This is a genomic window from Mycobacterium montefiorense (assembly GCF_025823255.1).
Classification (GTDB): Bacteria; Actinomycetota; Actinomycetes; order Mycobacteriales; family Mycobacteriaceae; genus Mycobacterium; species Mycobacterium montefiorense.
Window position 1 is genome coordinate 846,568 of the sequence record NZ_JACKVL010000017.1, and the last position, 15,084, is coordinate 861,651.

Below are 15,084 nucleotides of genomic sequence, written 5' to 3' on the forward strand. Positions count from 1 at the left end.
CCAACGGGCGGCTCATTTCAGGGACGCAGCATTTCCGCGATGAGGAACGCAAGCTCTAGCGATTGCTGGGTATTCAGGCGTGGTCCCATCGCGGTTTCGTAGCGTCCCAGTTCAAGGTCGGCTTCCGAAATATCCTGGGCACCACCGAGACACTCGGTGATCTCCTCACCGGTGCATTCGATGTGGATCCCACCAGGGTGGGTGCCCAGCGATCGGTGAACCTCGAAGAATCCTTCCACTTCGTCGAGGATGCGATCGAAATCGCGCGTCTGATAGCCGCTGGACAGCGTGACCGTGTTTTCCTGCATCGGGTCGCACTGCCAGATAATCGGGTGGCCGGAGGCCCGAACGGCGTCGACCAGCGGCGGCAACACGGAGCGGATCGCGGTGTTGCCCATGTGCGTGACGAATGTCAACCGGCCCGGGACACGATCGGGGTCAAGTCGATCCGCGTATTCGACGACTTTGGCTGGCGTGATCGTCGGGCCGATTTTTACTGCGACGGGGTTGGCCAGAATCTCCGCCAACGCGATGTGAGCGCCAGCAAGGTCGCCGGTGTGTTCGCCGATAAAGAGAAAGTGCGAGGAAAGATCGTAGAGTTTGATCTCGCCGGTTTCAGAGGTGTCCATGCGCAGCAGCCCCCGCTCGTATTCCAGCAGCAGCGCCTCGTGGCTGACGAAGATCTCCGTGCTCTGCAATGATGGGTCGTTGACGTCGCATGCGGACATGAATCGTAGGGCGCGATCGATTTCAGTGGCCACCGATTCATAGCGTGCACTCGCAGCGGAGCTGCGCAGGAAGTCTTTGTTCCAGTCGTGGACTCGATGTAAATCGGCTGTCCCGTCGATGGTTAGCGCACGCACCAGGTTCATCGTCGCCGTCGAATTGGCATAGGCCCGGACAAGTCTCGAGGGATCGGGTCGTCGCGCCGCCTCGCCGGAATCCGCTGAATGCACCAAATCACCAAGAAGGGGCGGCATTTCGAGCGCCCCGGCCGGTTTTGATGACCGCGCATATTGCCCGGCGATGGTCGCGACCTTGACCACCGGCGTGGCGGCGGCGTAAGTCAACACGACCGCCATCTGCAGCAGGGTGCGAATGTTGCTGCGGATGTGCGGTTCGAAATTGGCCGCGAAAGTCTCCACCGAGTCACCCCCCTGCAGCAGAAATGCCTCGCCGCGCGCTACTTGGGCAAGTCGCTGTTGCAAGATGACGATCTCGGTGGGCAAAGTCACCGGCGGCACGCTTTCCAGCAGTGCCCGAATTTTCCTGACATGGGCCTCGTTTGGCCATTCGGGCTGTTGTGCCGCCGGCAGTGCCAGCGCTCGCTGCAGCCGTGCGTGCAGCTCCGGAGGCAGCGGCGGCAGCCCAGGCAGCGCCTCGGTGGGTATGTCGCTACCGACCCACCAAGACAGCGGCTTTTCGTGAGGATTCGTCAAGTCCGCTGACATTAAGTAAGCGCCCCCTTGAGAAGCCGAGCTTGTTGACCGACATCCGCCCCGAACCCGATTCGCTGACGAGCAGCGCAGGGACGGATCTATTGGGTTAGTTCGACCAACTCGTGTCAGTCTAGTCAGGCGCAATATTATCTCCGGTAGATCCGCTGGCCTAGGTCGCGGCCGCGTCGAATTTCGGCGTCACGACGCTGGCGTGCGGCTAGTTCTTCGGCGTCCGACGGCGGATCTGTCCCTTCGCCCGGGGCACCCGCTTGGCGGGATCTCGGCTTGTGCCGCTGGCGATCTCGTCGCGCAGCTGGGCGATGTTCGAGATCTCCGCGTACAACCCGCGGATGGAGTAGTCCAGGACGGCGAACGAGAAACGCTGGTCGGGATCATCGGTGATGCCAAGCTCACGGGAGCGCTGCCGCGACCATAGCGCCTCGTCCAGCCGGGCCCGCGTCGCCTCGAGATGGCGGTCCAACGATTCGGCGATGCGTTCGGGATCCTCGCCCCGCGCGAGCCAGGTTCGCAGGATGACGGGGTGCTTGATGACGACCTGATCGTCGCCGGGAAAGTGTTGCACCCAACGGCGAAGTGCATCGAGCCCAGAATCGGTGGTTTCGTACAGCGTGATCGCGCGCTTGCCGGATTGAGCGCCGATCTCACCGACCATCCCGCGGGCCAGCAGCCTGTTCAGTTCGCGTCGCACGTGACTGACCGACGGCGACCAGTAGAAGTGGCCCACCGTTAGCTCGGCGCGCATCTTGATCTCGCCGGCGGTCAGTTGCTCGTCATTGGCTGCCAGCACACCCAGCACCAGGTAGGCCGTTACCGGTAGACCGTTGGTGGTACGCCGCGGACTCACAACCGGGCTATTTCTGGCCGGTGAAGTAGGGCAGCGTCAGGTCAGGACCAACGACATGGAAGTGCACACGCACCCGCATGCCGATCGCCAGATCTTGCGGCGCCACACCCACGATGTTGGTGAGCATCTGGTAACCCTCATCCAGCGTGATGATCGCCGGCGCATAGGGCGGTTCGAACTCCGGTGTGACAGGGCGGTAAACCACTGTCCAGCTGTAGATCTCGCCGACACCGCCGCTATTCTCCCACTGCAATTCAGCCGAAAGACATTGCCGACAGTGCTCGGTCGGCGGAAAGTTGGCCAGCCCGCAGGTATCGCAGCGCTGATAGCGCAGCTCGTCGGATTGGCATCCCTGCCAGAACGGCACGCTGAGGGGACTGCTCGCGTGCGGCAACGGACCGGGCTGTGGCTGCAACGCTTGGGAAGTCATCGTGGCTCATCTCCGACGATCAGCACCGTGGTGAACAATGCGCCCGCTCCTCCGTTGCTGCAGAACGCGATGTGCGCGCCCGGTACCTGGAGCGCGCCCGCCTCACCACGCAATTGCTGGACGGCGCGCACGGCACGCTGCATCATTTGCGGATTGGCACCGGCGTGGCTGAAGGACATGGTTCCCCCATCGGTGGTGATCGGATGACTGCCTTCGATGGCGATGTGGCCGTCGGCGACGAACGGACCGCCTTGACCGTCGCCACAGAAGCCGAAAGCCTCGAGCTGACGGATGATTTCGAACGAGAACGGGTCGTAGAGTTCCAGCACGTCGACGTCGTCGGGCCGAATTCCAGCCTGGCGGAACGCGCATTGCGCCGCGCGTCGTCCGACAACGCCGTTCACGTGATCGCCGCGGCGGCCGGCAAGATCCCAGGCCGGTGGGTGCTGATATGACGGGCCGTGAAAGTCCGCGCCGCTGCCGAGCACATAGATCGGCCGGCATGCCGCGTCGATTTTGTCGACGTTCGCCACGACCAGTGCGCAACCACCTTCGGAGGTAGTGGCGCAGTCAAGCAGGTGAAACGGGTCGGCGATCGGCCGGGACGCGGTGATGTCGTCCGCGGTGAACGGACCGCGTTGGTAGTAAACAGCTTCCGGATTCCGCGACCCGTTGTTGCGGATGGTCGCGGCCACAATCGAGAGCTGCTCGCGCGTGGTGCCGTAGACGTGCATGTGCCGCCGGGCAATCAGCGCGAACTCAGCGGTGGTGAACATTCCCCACGGCGCGACGAACTCGTTCTCGGGCCTGGTCCAAGGCGCCGTGGCCTCGTGGTCGCGGTATTCGCCGGCCTGGGCGGCAACCAGCACGACCACGTCGGCCATGCCGTGCTCGATGGCGGCGACAGCCTCGGTGATCATGCCGACCCCGAAGGCCAAGCCCTGCCAGGCCGGGCCGGGCCGGGCCGCAGGTCGTAGATCAACGAGGTCGAGTTCGGGCTCGCACTGATGCCATCGACATCGTCGAGGGTCAGGCCGGCATCGTCTAGCGCGCCCAGAATCGCCTTGATCGCCAGGCCGCGTGACGTTTCGCCGTCCAGGCGCCGTCCCTGCCGGGTGTTGTGCACCCCGACGATCGCCGCGGTGCGCCGCGAGGCGCTCACCCTTGCGTCATTTTCATCCGCTGCGGCCCTTCAATTCTCATCTGCTACCACCCCGAGATAGGTTCCCAGGACCTCGAATTGGCGTCCGTCGCGCGCAACGGTACCGATTGTTCTGCTGCGTGCATCGACTGCCGGCGTGCCCGCTTCGACGACATCGATGCGTACGTCGACGGGACGTGCGGTTTGTGGGTCGGTGATCTCCACGACCATCGCCACCGCATGCTCTCGCTCGTCCCACTCCACGCTGGTAATTCGGTGTCGCGCCGTCAGTTCCATCACGACTGAGTCCTGGCGCACCAGGAACCGCACCGGCGCGCAAAGTTCCCCGGCTCGCGGTGGCACACACAGCGTGACGGCCATGTCACAAGCCCGCCGGCCGGACGCTGGTTACGCCCGCCCCACGCAGCTCCGCTAGATCTTCTTCGCCGTACCCCAGTACACCGGTCAACACCTCGCTGGTGTGCTGTCCGTACAGCGGAGATATGCGGCGAATCCAGCGCCTCGGCTTTCCGACAAAGGTAAACGGCATTCCGGTGCAAAGGAAGGAGCCGGCGACGGGATGGTCGACGGTTTCCCAGAATCCCCGCGCGAGCAACTGCGGATCGGTCAGCAGCGCGGCCGCCTCCGTCACGCGAGCGGCGGATACCTGCGCGGCGCGCAACATACGGACCACATCGGCCACCGGTCGCCGCGCGGTCCAATCCGCGATCAGCTTGTCGATTTCGTCGGCTCGTTCACGCCAGCCGGCCTCGTCGTCGCCGAGTTCCGGCCTGTCGAGGAGGCCCACCAAGTTTTCGCGAGCGGCGTCGGTCAGCGCAGCCAGTGCGACCCATTCGTCATCGCCCTGGCAACGATAGATACCCTGCGGAGTCGCGCCAGGACCCCGGTTTCCAACACGCCGCATCTGAATTCCGTTGCGCGAGTAATCGAGCAGCATTTCCGCGGCCACGTTCAGCGCCGACTCCACCATCGTGGATTCGACGTGTATGCCAGTCTGATCCCGGTCGCGGATGACCAGCGCCGCAATGGCCGCGAACGCGGAATGCAACCCTGCGATCGGATCGCACACACCGCGCGGGATCACCGGCGGCCCGTCGGCATGTCCGGTCATCCATGCCATTCCGGTCGCCTGCTCCATCGTCTGCGCGAAGCCGACGCGGTCGCGCCACGGACCGTCGAGACCGAATGCCGGCATCCGGACCATGACGGCACGGGGATTGGCCGCGCGCACGGCATCCCACTGCAGACCGAAGTTCTCCATCACCCGGGGGGAGAAGTTCTCGATGACCAGGTCACTCGCGGCGATGAGCTGCAGCGCGAGCTCCCGGCCGGCTTCGGAACTGAGTTCAATACTGACGCCGCGCTTGTTGTTGTTGCTGCACAGGAAGACTGGTCCCCACTCCCACCACTGGTCCCAGTCAGTCGGGCGACCCGCGGAAAACCGCATACCATCGGGACGGCGAACGCCCTCGAGCTTGATCACGTCGGCGCCCAGCGCACCGAGGAATTGGGTGGCTACCGGCCCCGCCCAAAACGCGGTGAAGTCGGTTATCCGGATGTCGGACAGCGGAAGTGCGCCGACGTCGGCAAGTCTCGGTCGTTCGAGCCGTGGTGGCCAGTGCACTCCGCGGTTGTCGGCGCCCAACACCGGGGCACGGCCGGGCGGCCGCGTCGTGATGGCATCGCTGCGATACGGCACCCGCGGCTGCAGCACCCCGGACTCGGACTCAACGAACACGCCCCGTTGCACAAAGTGGTCGACGGTCGGCAGCGTGGCGGGTGCGCCGATGGGGGCCACCGGAATACGGAATGCCACTGCAAGTTCGAGGATCTCTTGCGTGGTCCGGGTTTGGGTCCACTGCGTGACCATGCCGAGGAATTCGTCGCGGCGTTCGACTCGACCGACGAACGATGCCAGCTCGGCATCGTCGACCATGTCGGCGCGATCGATCATGATCAGGAAATCCTGGAACTGCTGTGCGGTGATGGTGCAGAAGCCGACCAGGCCGTCGGCCGTGGGGACGATCGACGGCAGCTCCAGACTGCGTTGGTAGAGCAGGGAATCCGCGCCGAGAACGCTGGCGGACATGGCGGAAAGCCCACCCATCGCAATCGCCATCGCCTCATACGTCGAGACGTCGATGATTTCGCCGCGACCACCCCGGGCGGCGTGCCGGGCCGCGGCGGCGGCGACCGGGGCGGCGAACGACGCCGCCAGCCACTCCCCCAGCCGCCCACCGGCCTGCACCGGCTCGTCGCCCGGCCAGCCCCGGCCGGAGATCGAGCCGCACAATGCTTGCAGGATGAACTCGTTGGCGACCACCTGGTCGTCGACGTAGGGCCCCGTCGTGCCGAACGGCGTCACGGTGACGACCACCGCCGATGGGCCGGTGTGCGCGGTAATGTCGTCGAGCGTCCAGCCGTCGGTCAGATCGGTGAGCACGATGTCGGTGCCGGCCAGCAGCGCGGTGATCTCGGCTTCGTCGCGACGCAGCACCGATCTCTTGCCCGCCGCGAGGTAGCCGAACAATGCCCCGGGCGGGCCTCCGGCTGAACAACCGCGCAGCGAATCGCCTTGCGGGGATTCGATCTTCACCACCTCGGCGCCGGCATCGGCGAACATCTTCGCGCAGTACGACACCGCGATCCCGTTGGACAACTCCAGCACACGCCAGTCCGCGAACGGTGCCTGAGGCGCCACGCTCAGTTGCCCAGCGTGGTAGCGCGGCCGGCGATGCTGGTGACCTCGGCCGTCACCGGTACCTGCGCGCAGGCCTGTGCCTGCAGGGCGAACTGCGTCATCCGGGTCCACGCGTCACGGTCGCGCTGGCTGGCGTGGCGACCGACATGAGTGACCACGTCGACGTCGGTGGCCTGTGCGCGCAGCTGGCCGGCCCGGGAGTGCTCCTTCGGTATGTACCGGAAAGGATCGAAAGAGTATGCGGCCATTGCATTTTCGTGAGTGATTTTGTTGATGACCGCATCATCGAGGTGGCCCATCGTCGCGACGATGTCCTCGGGTGCGAACGGCCAATTGCTGTCGGAGTGCGGGAAGTCGGATTCCCAGCACAGCATGTCCTCGTTGAACCAGTCCATGTTGTGCACGCCGACTTTGTCACTGATGAAACAGGTGTAGAAGTGCCGCTTGAACACATCGCTGGGCCCGTGGTAGCCGGGTGGGAATTCCGCAAGGGTCCAGCCCGAGTGGCGGTTGTAGACGTGCTCGGCCCGCCACAGGAAATACGGTATCCAGCCGACGTCGCCCTCGGTGAGGGAGAACTTCAGTTGCGGGAAATCTGCCCAGAATTCGGCCCAGATCAGTTCGGTGAAGGTGAACATGCTCATCATCGACGACGCGGTCATCTGAACACTGGGCGGGGCGTCCGTCGAGACCTGCGGAGATCGCGACGCGGACCCGACATGCGTGCACAGCACCGTTGTGTTCTCGCAGACCGCCTCGAACAGCGGATACCAGTACTTGGTGTGAATGCTGGGCATTTGCAACGCCTCTGGATTCTCCGAGAACGTCACCGCGTGACATCCCTTGTCCGCCAAGCGCTTGACTTCCTTGGCGGCTTCATTCACGTCGTAGAGTGGCAAAATTCCGCACGGGATGAACCGGCCCGGGTAGGCCGCGCACCACTCGTCCACGTGCCAGTCGTTGTAGGCCTTGATCATCACCAAGTTGACGTCGCGGTCTGGACCCTGGTTGAGAACCTGGCCGGAGAAGCCGGTGAAGTTCGGGAAGTTCAAACCCGCCAGCTGGCCGCCGGCGTTCATGTCGCGGACCCGCTCGTCGACGTTGAAGCAGCCCGGCCGCATCTCGTCGTAGCGCGAGGCATCGATGTTGTACATCTCGCGGGGCTTGCCCGCGACGGCGTTCAGACCCATGTTCCGCCCGCGAACCTCGCCGTAGTACCACTGCTGGACGCCGTCGGGCTCTAGCACCACCCGTGGGGCGAGCTCTTTGTACTTCGCCGGAACATGCGCGTCGAACATGTCCTCCGGCTCGGCGATGTGATCGTCCACGCTGATCAGAATTAGGTCGTCTTTATTCATGCCGCACTCCTCGCCCACAGCGACTAGTAGACAATGATTTCAGTCACATAGTCAACGCCTGGCAGCGGCGCTTCTGGGCAGTCGAAGTGCCGTTATAGACAAAGTAGATCGTTCCTTCGGGTGCAGGTAGCCATTGGCACGCCACCTTCGCATCTAGTGACTATTAGTCCATATTGACCGCGAGCCTTCCCCACCGGATTGCGGATCTTTGGCTGCCGGTCGTCGTCTCATGCGACCATTGGTCATGGTTGGGCACGAGTTGAATGCGCCGAGGACGGCGCGGCCGACCAATGCTGACGTGGCCCGTTTGGCCAGCGTGTCGACCGCGACGGTCAGTTATGTCCTGAACAACGCCGAGGGCCGCAGAATCTCCGCGAAAACCCGCGAGGCGGTGCGCCGCGCCGCGGATCTACTGGGCTATCGGCCCAACCTCGCCGCCCGAAACCTCGCCCGGGGCGGCAGTGGCGTGGTCCTGTACGTGGTGCCGCATGTGGCGGTGGGCGAGATGCCGATGATCGCCGGCAGCCGAATGACCACCGAACTGACCCGCCTGGGTCTGCTCCAGGTACAGATCTTCGAGACCGACGACGATCAGCACGTCGTCGATGCGATCGAAAACCTCGACCCGATCGCGGTCACCAGCCTGTTCCCGCTCAGCGCGGCCGCCGCGAGCTCGGTGCGGGCGGCGGGCATACCGAACATCGAGATCGGGACGCTCCCCGCACTCGGAGACCCGCACCTGTCCATTGGCGAGATGCGGGTCGAACACCTCGTCTCGCGTGGTCACCGACAGATTGCATTCGCTTACACAGGAATTCAGCGATGGCGCACGCTGGGCGACTACTGGTATGAGGGCGTCGTGCGCGCCACGAGGTCACGTGACCTGCCACAGCTGGCCGTCGCCGAGGTGACCGGCGACAATGCCGCGGAGGTGGTGCGCGGGTGGGTGCACGACGGCGTGACGGCCGTGTGTGCGCAAAGCGACGAGATCGCCTGCCTCGTCTTGCACGGCATTCACGAAGCCGGGCTGCGCTGCCCGAGCGACCTTGCCGTCATGGGTGTCGACGCCACCCCAATGGGTGTGGTGAGCAGCCCGCCGCTGACCACCGTGCAATTCGTCTCCCGCGCAGTCGCCGACATCGCCCTGGCTGCGCTCCTAGAACGGTTGGGGTACCCCGCCCCACCCTCGAGCGAGCCATCCGACATCGCCCATCTGATCGTGCGCTCGTCGACCTAGCGGCAACCGCACTGGCATACTCCGGTCTGAGCGCATCGCCACAGAGGAGCAATTCGATGGACATCGTCGACGCCCAGGTTCACGCCAACATGCTCGGCACCGAGGTGACGCTGGCGATCATGGATGCGCTGGGTATTGCGGCCGTGCTGTTCGACGAGTTCGACGGGATGGCCGACGACGGGAGGTTGCTGCCCGGTTATCGCCTGCCAGGCGGCGCCTTTCGCACCGTCGGGCCAAACGCCGAGGCGGCGTCGATACGCCATCCGGAGCGCTTCGCCTTTTTGATGCGGGTCGATCCGACGGATCCCGGCATCGAATGCTGGGTTGAAACGCTGAGCGCCGCACCCGGTTGCAAAGCGCTGCGCACCCTTGCCTTCACCCCCGCCGAAGGCGCGGTATTCGAGCAGGGCGGCCACGATCGGATGTTGAAAGCCGCACGGGCCCAGGGCTTCCCGGTTTTCGTCAGCTGTCCTGGCAGGGTGTCGCACCTGGCACAGTACGCGGAGCGCTTTCCCGACGTGCAGTTCATCATCGATCATTGCGGCGTCGCGTTCGACGCACCGCCCGGAAAAGCCAGCGTCGACGACACCATTGCGATGGCCCGCTTTCCCAACGTCGCCTTGAAATGGGCACACGCCACGTCGTTTCTGTCGACCGATCCTTACCCGTTCCCCGACATCGAGCCGACGCTGCGCCGCGCCGTTGACGCCTTCGGGCCGCAGCGCGTCATGTGGGCCAGCGACTACACGATGACTCGGCATCGCGCCACCTGGGCCGAGTCGCTGTTCAGCATCCGCGACTCCCCGTCGCTCTCGGAGGACGAGAAGACCTGGATCCTGGGCGTAACGGCCCGCCAAATTCTGAAATGGCCGGCACCGCAATAAGAATTCGTCGCCTCAGGCGATCGTGATCGCGGCCAGGCCCTGACGCACCCGGTCGGGCAGTGATCCTCCGTGGATGAGCCAGTCGTCCAGGGCGATACGGACCGCCGCCATCGCCAGCGCGCCGATCAGTCGGGGCCTGGGGTCCTGGGACGCCAACTGGGGCAACCGGGGCGCGACGAGTGCGGCGATCGCCGCTTCGTACCGCACATAGATACGCAACGTCCACGCGTCGAGGGTTTCCGACGAACGGGTGAGGGTGGCCAGCTCGCGCACCTGGTCCTCGATCTCGTCGAACCCCCGCCCGAGGTCGCCAAACGCGCCGGCGACGGCCTCGATGGCGTTCAGTCCCGCGGGCTGCGCAGCCAGCGCGGTGGTGATCCGATCCAGCCAGTGGGTGTTCATACCCTCTGCGACGGCGTCTTCCTTGGAGTTGAAATAGCGGAAGAACGTTGCCCGGCCGATCTCGGCCGTGTCGGCTATGTGGTCGACCGTCGCCCCGGCCAGGCCGCGGCTGATCACCAGCTGCGCGGCAGCCCTGGCGATACGCTGACGTGTCGCCGTGCGCTTTTGCTCCGCGAGGGACATCGATGTAGATGTCACAGACATTTGCCCACCATATCCGGCCCAGCCCGCCGACCGGGCCGAGATCACACGCCGCATCCTAATCGATCCAAGCTATCGTTATCCCGAATTAATTCGTCCAGAACATGATCATGACATGCGCGGTGAAATCGAAAGTCGTTGTGCAGCATTATCATCAACACGAATCGCGCTCATCACGAATTCCTATTGGACCGCGATTATTCGTGGCTGCGAAGATCCGTTGAACACGTCGACCAACTCGACATTCCTGGAGACGACCAATGGATCAAAGTTTTGGGCAAAGCGCACGCGACACCCTTGTCGAAGGTGTTGGCCGACGCGATTTCGTCAGGGCTGTCGCGGCAATCGGTGCCGGTGTGGGCGTAGTCGGCATCGCGGCCGGTTGCAGCAGAACCGGTTCGGCCGCTTCAGTTTTGGGTACTGGCAGGATTCTGCAGCCCGGCGAGGGCAATATCGCGGCCAACCACTACCTACAGTCCACCCCCGATCAGGTGCTCTGGGGTTATGTCCCCAACGTGCACGCCAAACCGCTGCTGCAAATGAAGTCGGGCGAAACAATCACCATTGACACCGTCTCACACGAGGGCATCCTCGAGGATCAGGGACGTGATCCCGTCGCGTACTTCGGGTCCAACGGCGTACCCCACTCCGACGTACTCACCGACGCCATCGCGATCGCAGCGGAGTATCAGCGCACACCACGCGATTTCGACAAGGATGGACCCCACGTGGTTACCGGGCCGGTGTTCGTTGAGGGTGCGCAGCCAGGAGATGTGCTCAAGATCGAGACGCTGGATGCGACGCCGCGGGTCCCCTACGGAGTCGTCTCGAGCCGGCATGGCAAGGGCGCATTGGCGAGGACCCCGGACGGGAAGGCGCCCGCGGGAATCAATCTCGAGGAGGTCATGCCGCCAGTAAGCCAAGACCACCGACCCAATCCCGACCCGACGAAATTCGGCGCCTCCTTCACGTTCACCACTATCGAGGACGGCTATGGCGTGATGCGCTACCGCAAGGCGTCGGTGCGATTCGGACTCAACCCATTCATGGGCATGATGGGGGTCGCCTTCTCCCAGGATTCCGATCTCACGGCGGCGAGTGCCAATTCGATTCCGCCCACGCTGGGCGGGGGCAACATCGATATTCGGTTGCTGGGCGTGGGTTCCGCTTTCTATCTACCGGTGTTCGCCGAAGGCGCGCTCTTTTATGCCGGTGACCCGCACCATGCGATGGGAAGTGGCGAAGTCGCGCTAACCGCGATGGAAGGGTCGTTGCGGGGAACTTTTCGGCTAACGGTGTGCAAACCGAAATCGGGTGATGCGCCGTCGGTGGCCTTCCGCTACCCGTTCGCCGAGACTGCCGATCTCTGGGTGCCGATCGGGCTGTCGGATCCCGATGGCAGTGTCAACGGACAGATCAATGACCTGAATGTGGCCATGCGCCGGGCGGTGGTCAACGCCTTGGACTTCCTCGAGATCGACAGGGGCATGGATCGGGCGACGGCCTATGCATACCTGTCCGCCGCCGCCGACTTCTCGGTCTCTCAGGTGGTCGACCGCACTGTCAGGGTGCACGCGCAGATCGACAAGTCGCACTTCAAGTGATCCGCCTACGGGGGTGCTATTCCGGCGAATCACTGTTCAGAACGCCGCCCATTGGCTTAACATGAGACTATGTCTCATGCATTGGTGTCGGAGTCGGCCGATCAGGTAGCCCCGCAAGCGCGAGCCGGGTGGCAGTTCTTCCAGCAAATGATCACCGACGTCACCAAGATCGTGACCGAGGACGCCGAATCCGAACGCGAGCTGCTCGAAGGACTGCGGGTCATCGCCCGGGTGTCGTCGCTGTGCTCACAGATGGCAGTCGAGGCCGACACTGCCCGCCCGGCCTTCTTCGATATGTGTTCGGACACCCGGATGATCGGCGGACCCAATCCCGACGGCAACTACTTCCTGGCGATGATCCGCGGCGACCGGCGCTACCGGATCACCGGTACCCGCGGCACGACCGCTTACCTGGGGTTCCAGATCCTGGCCGGCACCAGCTTGACTCCGCGGCGGATGTCCAACTACCTCGGCGACACGAACCTGGACCTGAATTCCGGTGAGTTCGCGCTGCTGCTCTCGGCCGACGAGCCCGCCGACCTCGGTGACGCGCAGTGGATACAGATCCCGGATGACGCGTCGTCGGTGGTCGTCCGGGAGTACATCGGTGATCGCAACTCCGAACGGCTGGCGACCATCCGGATCGAGGCGCTCAACCCCGATCCGGTGACCGCGCTGTCCGATGACGAACTGGCCGAGCAATTCACCGCGATGGCGTGGTCGCTGATGAAGCTCACCACGCTGCACCGCACCATCAAGCCGGAGCTGTTGCAGCAGCCGAACACACTGCTGACGGCCGAGGCCGCCGACCTCGGGGCGGCCGACACCACACCGGACAACCTGTACATGATGGGCACCTACCGGCTCGATCCCGGCCAGGCGCTGGTGCTCGACATCGAGCCGCCCGACACCCGGTATTGGAACGTCACGCTGGAAAGCGTCTGGCACGAGTGCAACGAGCCGCGCCGCCGGCACAGTTCGGTGACCAATCGCGGAGTGCGGCCAGACGCCGACGGGCGGGTGCGCATCGCGATCTCCGCACAAGACTTCGGGTTTGGGCATTGGCTCGATACCGGTGGCCGCCATCGCGGATTCGTGGTCCTGCGCTGGCTGGACAACCCCACCGCACCCGACGTGAAGGTTTGGGTGCGCGACGCCCAGGCACAGGCATGACGCTGCAGGAGCGCTTCGCCCCGGAGAACCTTATCGCTGCCGCCTGCGACCAGGCCGGCAGCGACGACTTCGGCGAGGACGGCTGGCAGCCCGGACTGGAGCGGGTCGCCGACGGCCTGATCAACGAGGCGCGGCTATCGGCGATCGGCGTGGAGGTCGCTTACCTCGACATGATCCGCGCCCTGACCAGCCGGCTGGGTGTGACCGCGTGGCGCAAGGAGCACCCCGAAATCGGGGACAAGCCAATCACTTCGCCGATCTTCATCGTCGGTCAACCCCGCACCGGGACGACGATCATCTTTGACCTGCTGGCCCAGGATCCCGGACTGCGGGCACCGTTGACGTGGGAGGTCGACGCACCATGCCCGGTCCCGCAGCCCGAGACCTATCAGACCGATCCGCGTATCGCACAGACGCAGGCCACCATCGAGATGTCCGAGCAGATCATTCCCGGCTTCCTGAAATTTCATCCGATGGGCGCCCTCGTCGGCCAGGAGTGTGTCCGCATCACGGCCAGTGAATTCACCAGCATGATCTTCTCGGTGCAGTACCGTCTGCCGAGCTACTCCCGCTGGCTGATGTACGACGCCGACCACACCGGCGCCTACCGCTTCCATCGAATCTTCTTGCAGCATCTGCAATCTGGTGTCAAAGGACAGTGGCTGCTGAAGTCGCCTGCCCATCTGTGGCAGCTGGATAAGTTGCTGGCCGAATACCCCGACGCGTTGGTGGTGCAGACGCACCGCGATCCGCTCAATGTCATCTCGTCGATCGCCGCTCTGACCAATCACTTGCGGCGGATGGGCAGCGACGAGACGAACATCGCCGAGTGCGCGGCACAGTCGTACGAGGAAATCGTCGTCGGCCTCGATCGCGGGATCGCGCTGCGCGACAAGGGCGTAGTCCCGGACGGCCGGATAATCGACGTGCAGTTCACGGATTTCATGAAGGATCCCCTGCATACCATCGCCGACATCTACCAGAAGCTGGGCCGCGAACTGCGGCCCGAAGCCGAGCAGAAGATGCGCGACTTTTTAGCCGCCCATCCCGGTGCGGCGGCCACGGCCGCTACACCTGGTCGGACACCGGCTTAGATGCCGGCGAGGTGCGTGAACGAGTGCGCGCCTACCAGGAGCGCTACCACGTTCCGACCGAACAACTCAAGTAACGGCGTTCTGCCGAGCGTGCAGCTGGCCGGACGTTCGCCGCGCCTAGTCCGCCGGCTCGTAGCACAACATCGTGACGTCGTGTTCGGGATAGTCGAAGAACACCGGCCGCACCCGCATACCGACGCTGAGGTCGGCCTGTTCGACATTGACCATTTCGGTGGAAAGCCTTGGTCCCTCATCCCATTCGACGATGGCGAGCAGTTGCGGTACGGCGTCGGCAAAATGCGGGCTGACGGGACGGTGCGCCACGGTAAAGGAATACAACGCGCCCATACCGGATATCTCGCGCCATTCCAGGTCATCAGCCAGCGTGCGTGGCGCACGTACCCGCGGATAGAACACATACGCCTCTGACGACGGCGAGTACTGAATCACAATGCGGTGCTGGGCCAGCGCATCCCAAAATGGTGCGGTGGTAGGCGTTTTGACGGGCATCGGACGATCGAAACTCACCATGTG

Annotated in this window: 12 protein-coding genes and 2 pseudogenes; 5 read left to right on the forward strand and 9 right to left on the reverse strand. The window is 64.1% G+C overall.

Annotated features, from left to right (window positions below):
- Positions 1-17: 17 nt before the first annotated feature.
- From H7K34_RS23940 to H7K34_RS23970, 7 genes and pseudogenes are all read right to left on the reverse strand, one after another.
- Entirely contained in the window at positions 18-1,415 is a 1,398-nt protein-coding gene (locus H7K34_RS23940; protein WP_264064855.1) for a 3-deoxy-7-phosphoheptulonate synthase, read from the reverse strand.
- 241 nt (positions 1,416-1,656) lie between these two features.
- A complete protein-coding gene (locus H7K34_RS23945) occupies positions 1,657-2,304 on the reverse strand; it encodes a PadR family transcriptional regulator (RefSeq protein ID WP_264064472.1) in 648 nt (215 codons plus the stop codon).
- A gap of 7 nt (positions 2,305-2,311) precedes the next feature.
- On the reverse strand, positions 2,312-2,734 hold the full coding sequence (locus H7K34_RS23950) for a Zn-ribbon domain-containing OB-fold protein (protein WP_264064473.1): 423 nt from the start codon (positions 2,732-2,734) through the stop codon (positions 2,312-2,314).
- Positions 2,731-3,896: pseudogene (locus H7K34_RS23955) on the reverse strand (thiolase family protein). Before H7K34_RS23955 ends, H7K34_RS23950 begins: the two are co-directional and overlap by 4 nt.
- 30 nt (positions 3,897-3,926) lie before the next feature.
- Positions 3,927-4,256 carry a hypothetical protein gene (locus tag H7K34_RS23960; protein ID WP_108921882.1) on the reverse strand — a complete coding sequence of 110 codons (330 nt, stop codon included), beginning with the start codon at positions 4,254-4,256 and terminating at the stop codon, positions 3,927-3,929.
- A gap of 1 nt (position 4,257) precedes the next feature.
- The gene (locus H7K34_RS23965; RefSeq protein ID WP_264064474.1) at positions 4,258-6,597 is read right to left on the reverse strand and encodes a CaiB/BaiF CoA-transferase family protein; all 2,340 of its coding nucleotides are present in this window, start codon (positions 6,595-6,597) and stop codon (positions 4,258-4,260) included.
- Between the two features lie 2 nt (positions 6,598-6,599).
- Positions 6,600-7,955 carry an amidohydrolase family protein gene (locus tag H7K34_RS23970; protein WP_264064475.1) on the reverse strand — a complete coding sequence of 452 codons (1,356 nt, stop codon included), beginning with the start codon at positions 7,953-7,955 and terminating at the stop codon, positions 6,600-6,602.
- 244 nt (positions 7,956-8,199) lie between these two features.
- On the opposite strand from H7K34_RS23970, the gene H7K34_RS23975 reads away from it, so the two are divergent.
- Positions 8,200-9,192 carry a LacI family DNA-binding transcriptional regulator gene (locus H7K34_RS23975; RefSeq protein WP_264064476.1) on the forward strand — a complete coding sequence of 331 codons (993 nt, stop codon included), beginning with the start codon at positions 8,200-8,202 and terminating at the stop codon, positions 9,190-9,192.
- Between the two features lie 56 nt (positions 9,193-9,248).
- Positions 9,249-10,076 (forward strand): amidohydrolase family protein, encoded by an 828-nt coding sequence (locus tag H7K34_RS23980; protein ID WP_264064477.1) that lies wholly within the window; start codon positions 9,249-9,251, stop codon positions 10,074-10,076.
- A 12-nt stretch (positions 10,077-10,088) separates the two neighbouring features.
- On the opposite strand, the gene H7K34_RS23985 is transcribed toward H7K34_RS23980, so the two are convergent.
- Positions 10,089-10,682 (reverse strand): TetR family transcriptional regulator, encoded by a 594-nt coding sequence (locus tag H7K34_RS23985; protein WP_264064478.1) that lies wholly within the window; start codon positions 10,680-10,682, stop codon positions 10,089-10,091.
- A gap of 257 nt (positions 10,683-10,939) precedes the next feature.
- Here H7K34_RS23985 and H7K34_RS23990 point away from each other — a divergent pair, with 257 nt between their 5' ends.
- The 3 genes and pseudogenes from H7K34_RS23990 to H7K34_RS24000 all read left to right on the forward strand — a co-directional run bounded on the left by H7K34_RS23990 (position 10,940) and on the right by H7K34_RS24000 (position 14,624).
- On the forward strand, positions 10,940-12,283 hold the full coding sequence (locus H7K34_RS23990; protein ID WP_264064479.1) for an acetamidase/formamidase family protein: 1,344 nt from the start codon (positions 10,940-10,942) through the stop codon (positions 12,281-12,283).
- 69 nt (positions 12,284-12,352) lie between these two features.
- On the forward strand, positions 12,353-13,456 hold the full coding sequence (locus tag H7K34_RS23995) for a DUF1214 domain-containing protein (protein WP_264064480.1): 1,104 nt from the start codon (positions 12,353-12,355) through the stop codon (positions 13,454-13,456).
- Positions 13,453-14,624, forward strand: a pseudogene (locus tag H7K34_RS24000) (sulfotransferase family protein). The gene H7K34_RS23995 and the pseudogene H7K34_RS24000 overlap by 4 nt, the downstream one beginning before the upstream one ends.
- A 43-nt stretch (positions 14,625-14,667) precedes the next feature.
- Here H7K34_RS24000 and H7K34_RS24005 read toward each other — a convergent pair.
- Positions 14,668-15,081, reverse strand: coding sequence for a Zn-ribbon domain-containing OB-fold protein (locus H7K34_RS24005; protein WP_264064481.1), 414 nt, complete (start codon positions 15,079-15,081; stop codon positions 14,668-14,670).
- Positions 15,082-15,084 lie beyond the last annotated feature (3 nt).

Coding starts and splice junctions, on each gene's coding strand:
- H7K34_RS23960 (WP_108921882.1), bottom strand. CDS start 4,256: ATGGCCGTCACGCTGTGTGTGCCACCGCGAGCCGGGGAACTTTGCGCG.
- H7K34_RS23995 (WP_264064480.1), top strand. CDS start 12,353: ATGTCTCATGCATTGGTGTCGGAGTCGGCCGATCAGGTAGCCCCGCAA.
- H7K34_RS23990 (WP_264064479.1), top strand. CDS start 10,940: ATGGATCAAAGTTTTGGGCAAAGCGCACGCGACACCCTTGTCGAAGGT.
- H7K34_RS23950 (WP_264064473.1), bottom strand. CDS start 2,734: ATGACTTCCCAAGCGTTGCAGCCACAGCCCGGTCCGTTGCCGCACGCG.
- H7K34_RS23985 (WP_264064478.1), bottom strand. CDS start 10,682: ATGTCTGTGACATCTACATCGATGTCCCTCGCGGAGCAAAAGCGCACG.
- H7K34_RS23980 (WP_264064477.1), top strand. CDS start 9,249: ATGGACATCGTCGACGCCCAGGTTCACGCCAACATGCTCGGCACCGAG.
- H7K34_RS24005 (WP_264064481.1), bottom strand. CDS start 15,081: ATGGTGAGTTTCGATCGTCCGATGCCCGTCAAAACGCCTACCACCGCA.
- H7K34_RS23975 (WP_264064476.1), top strand. CDS start 8,200: ATGGTTGGGCACGAGTTGAATGCGCCGAGGACGGCGCGGCCGACCAAT.
- H7K34_RS23970 (WP_264064475.1), bottom strand. CDS start 7,955: ATGAATAAAGACGACCTAATTCTGATCAGCGTGGACGATCACATCGCC.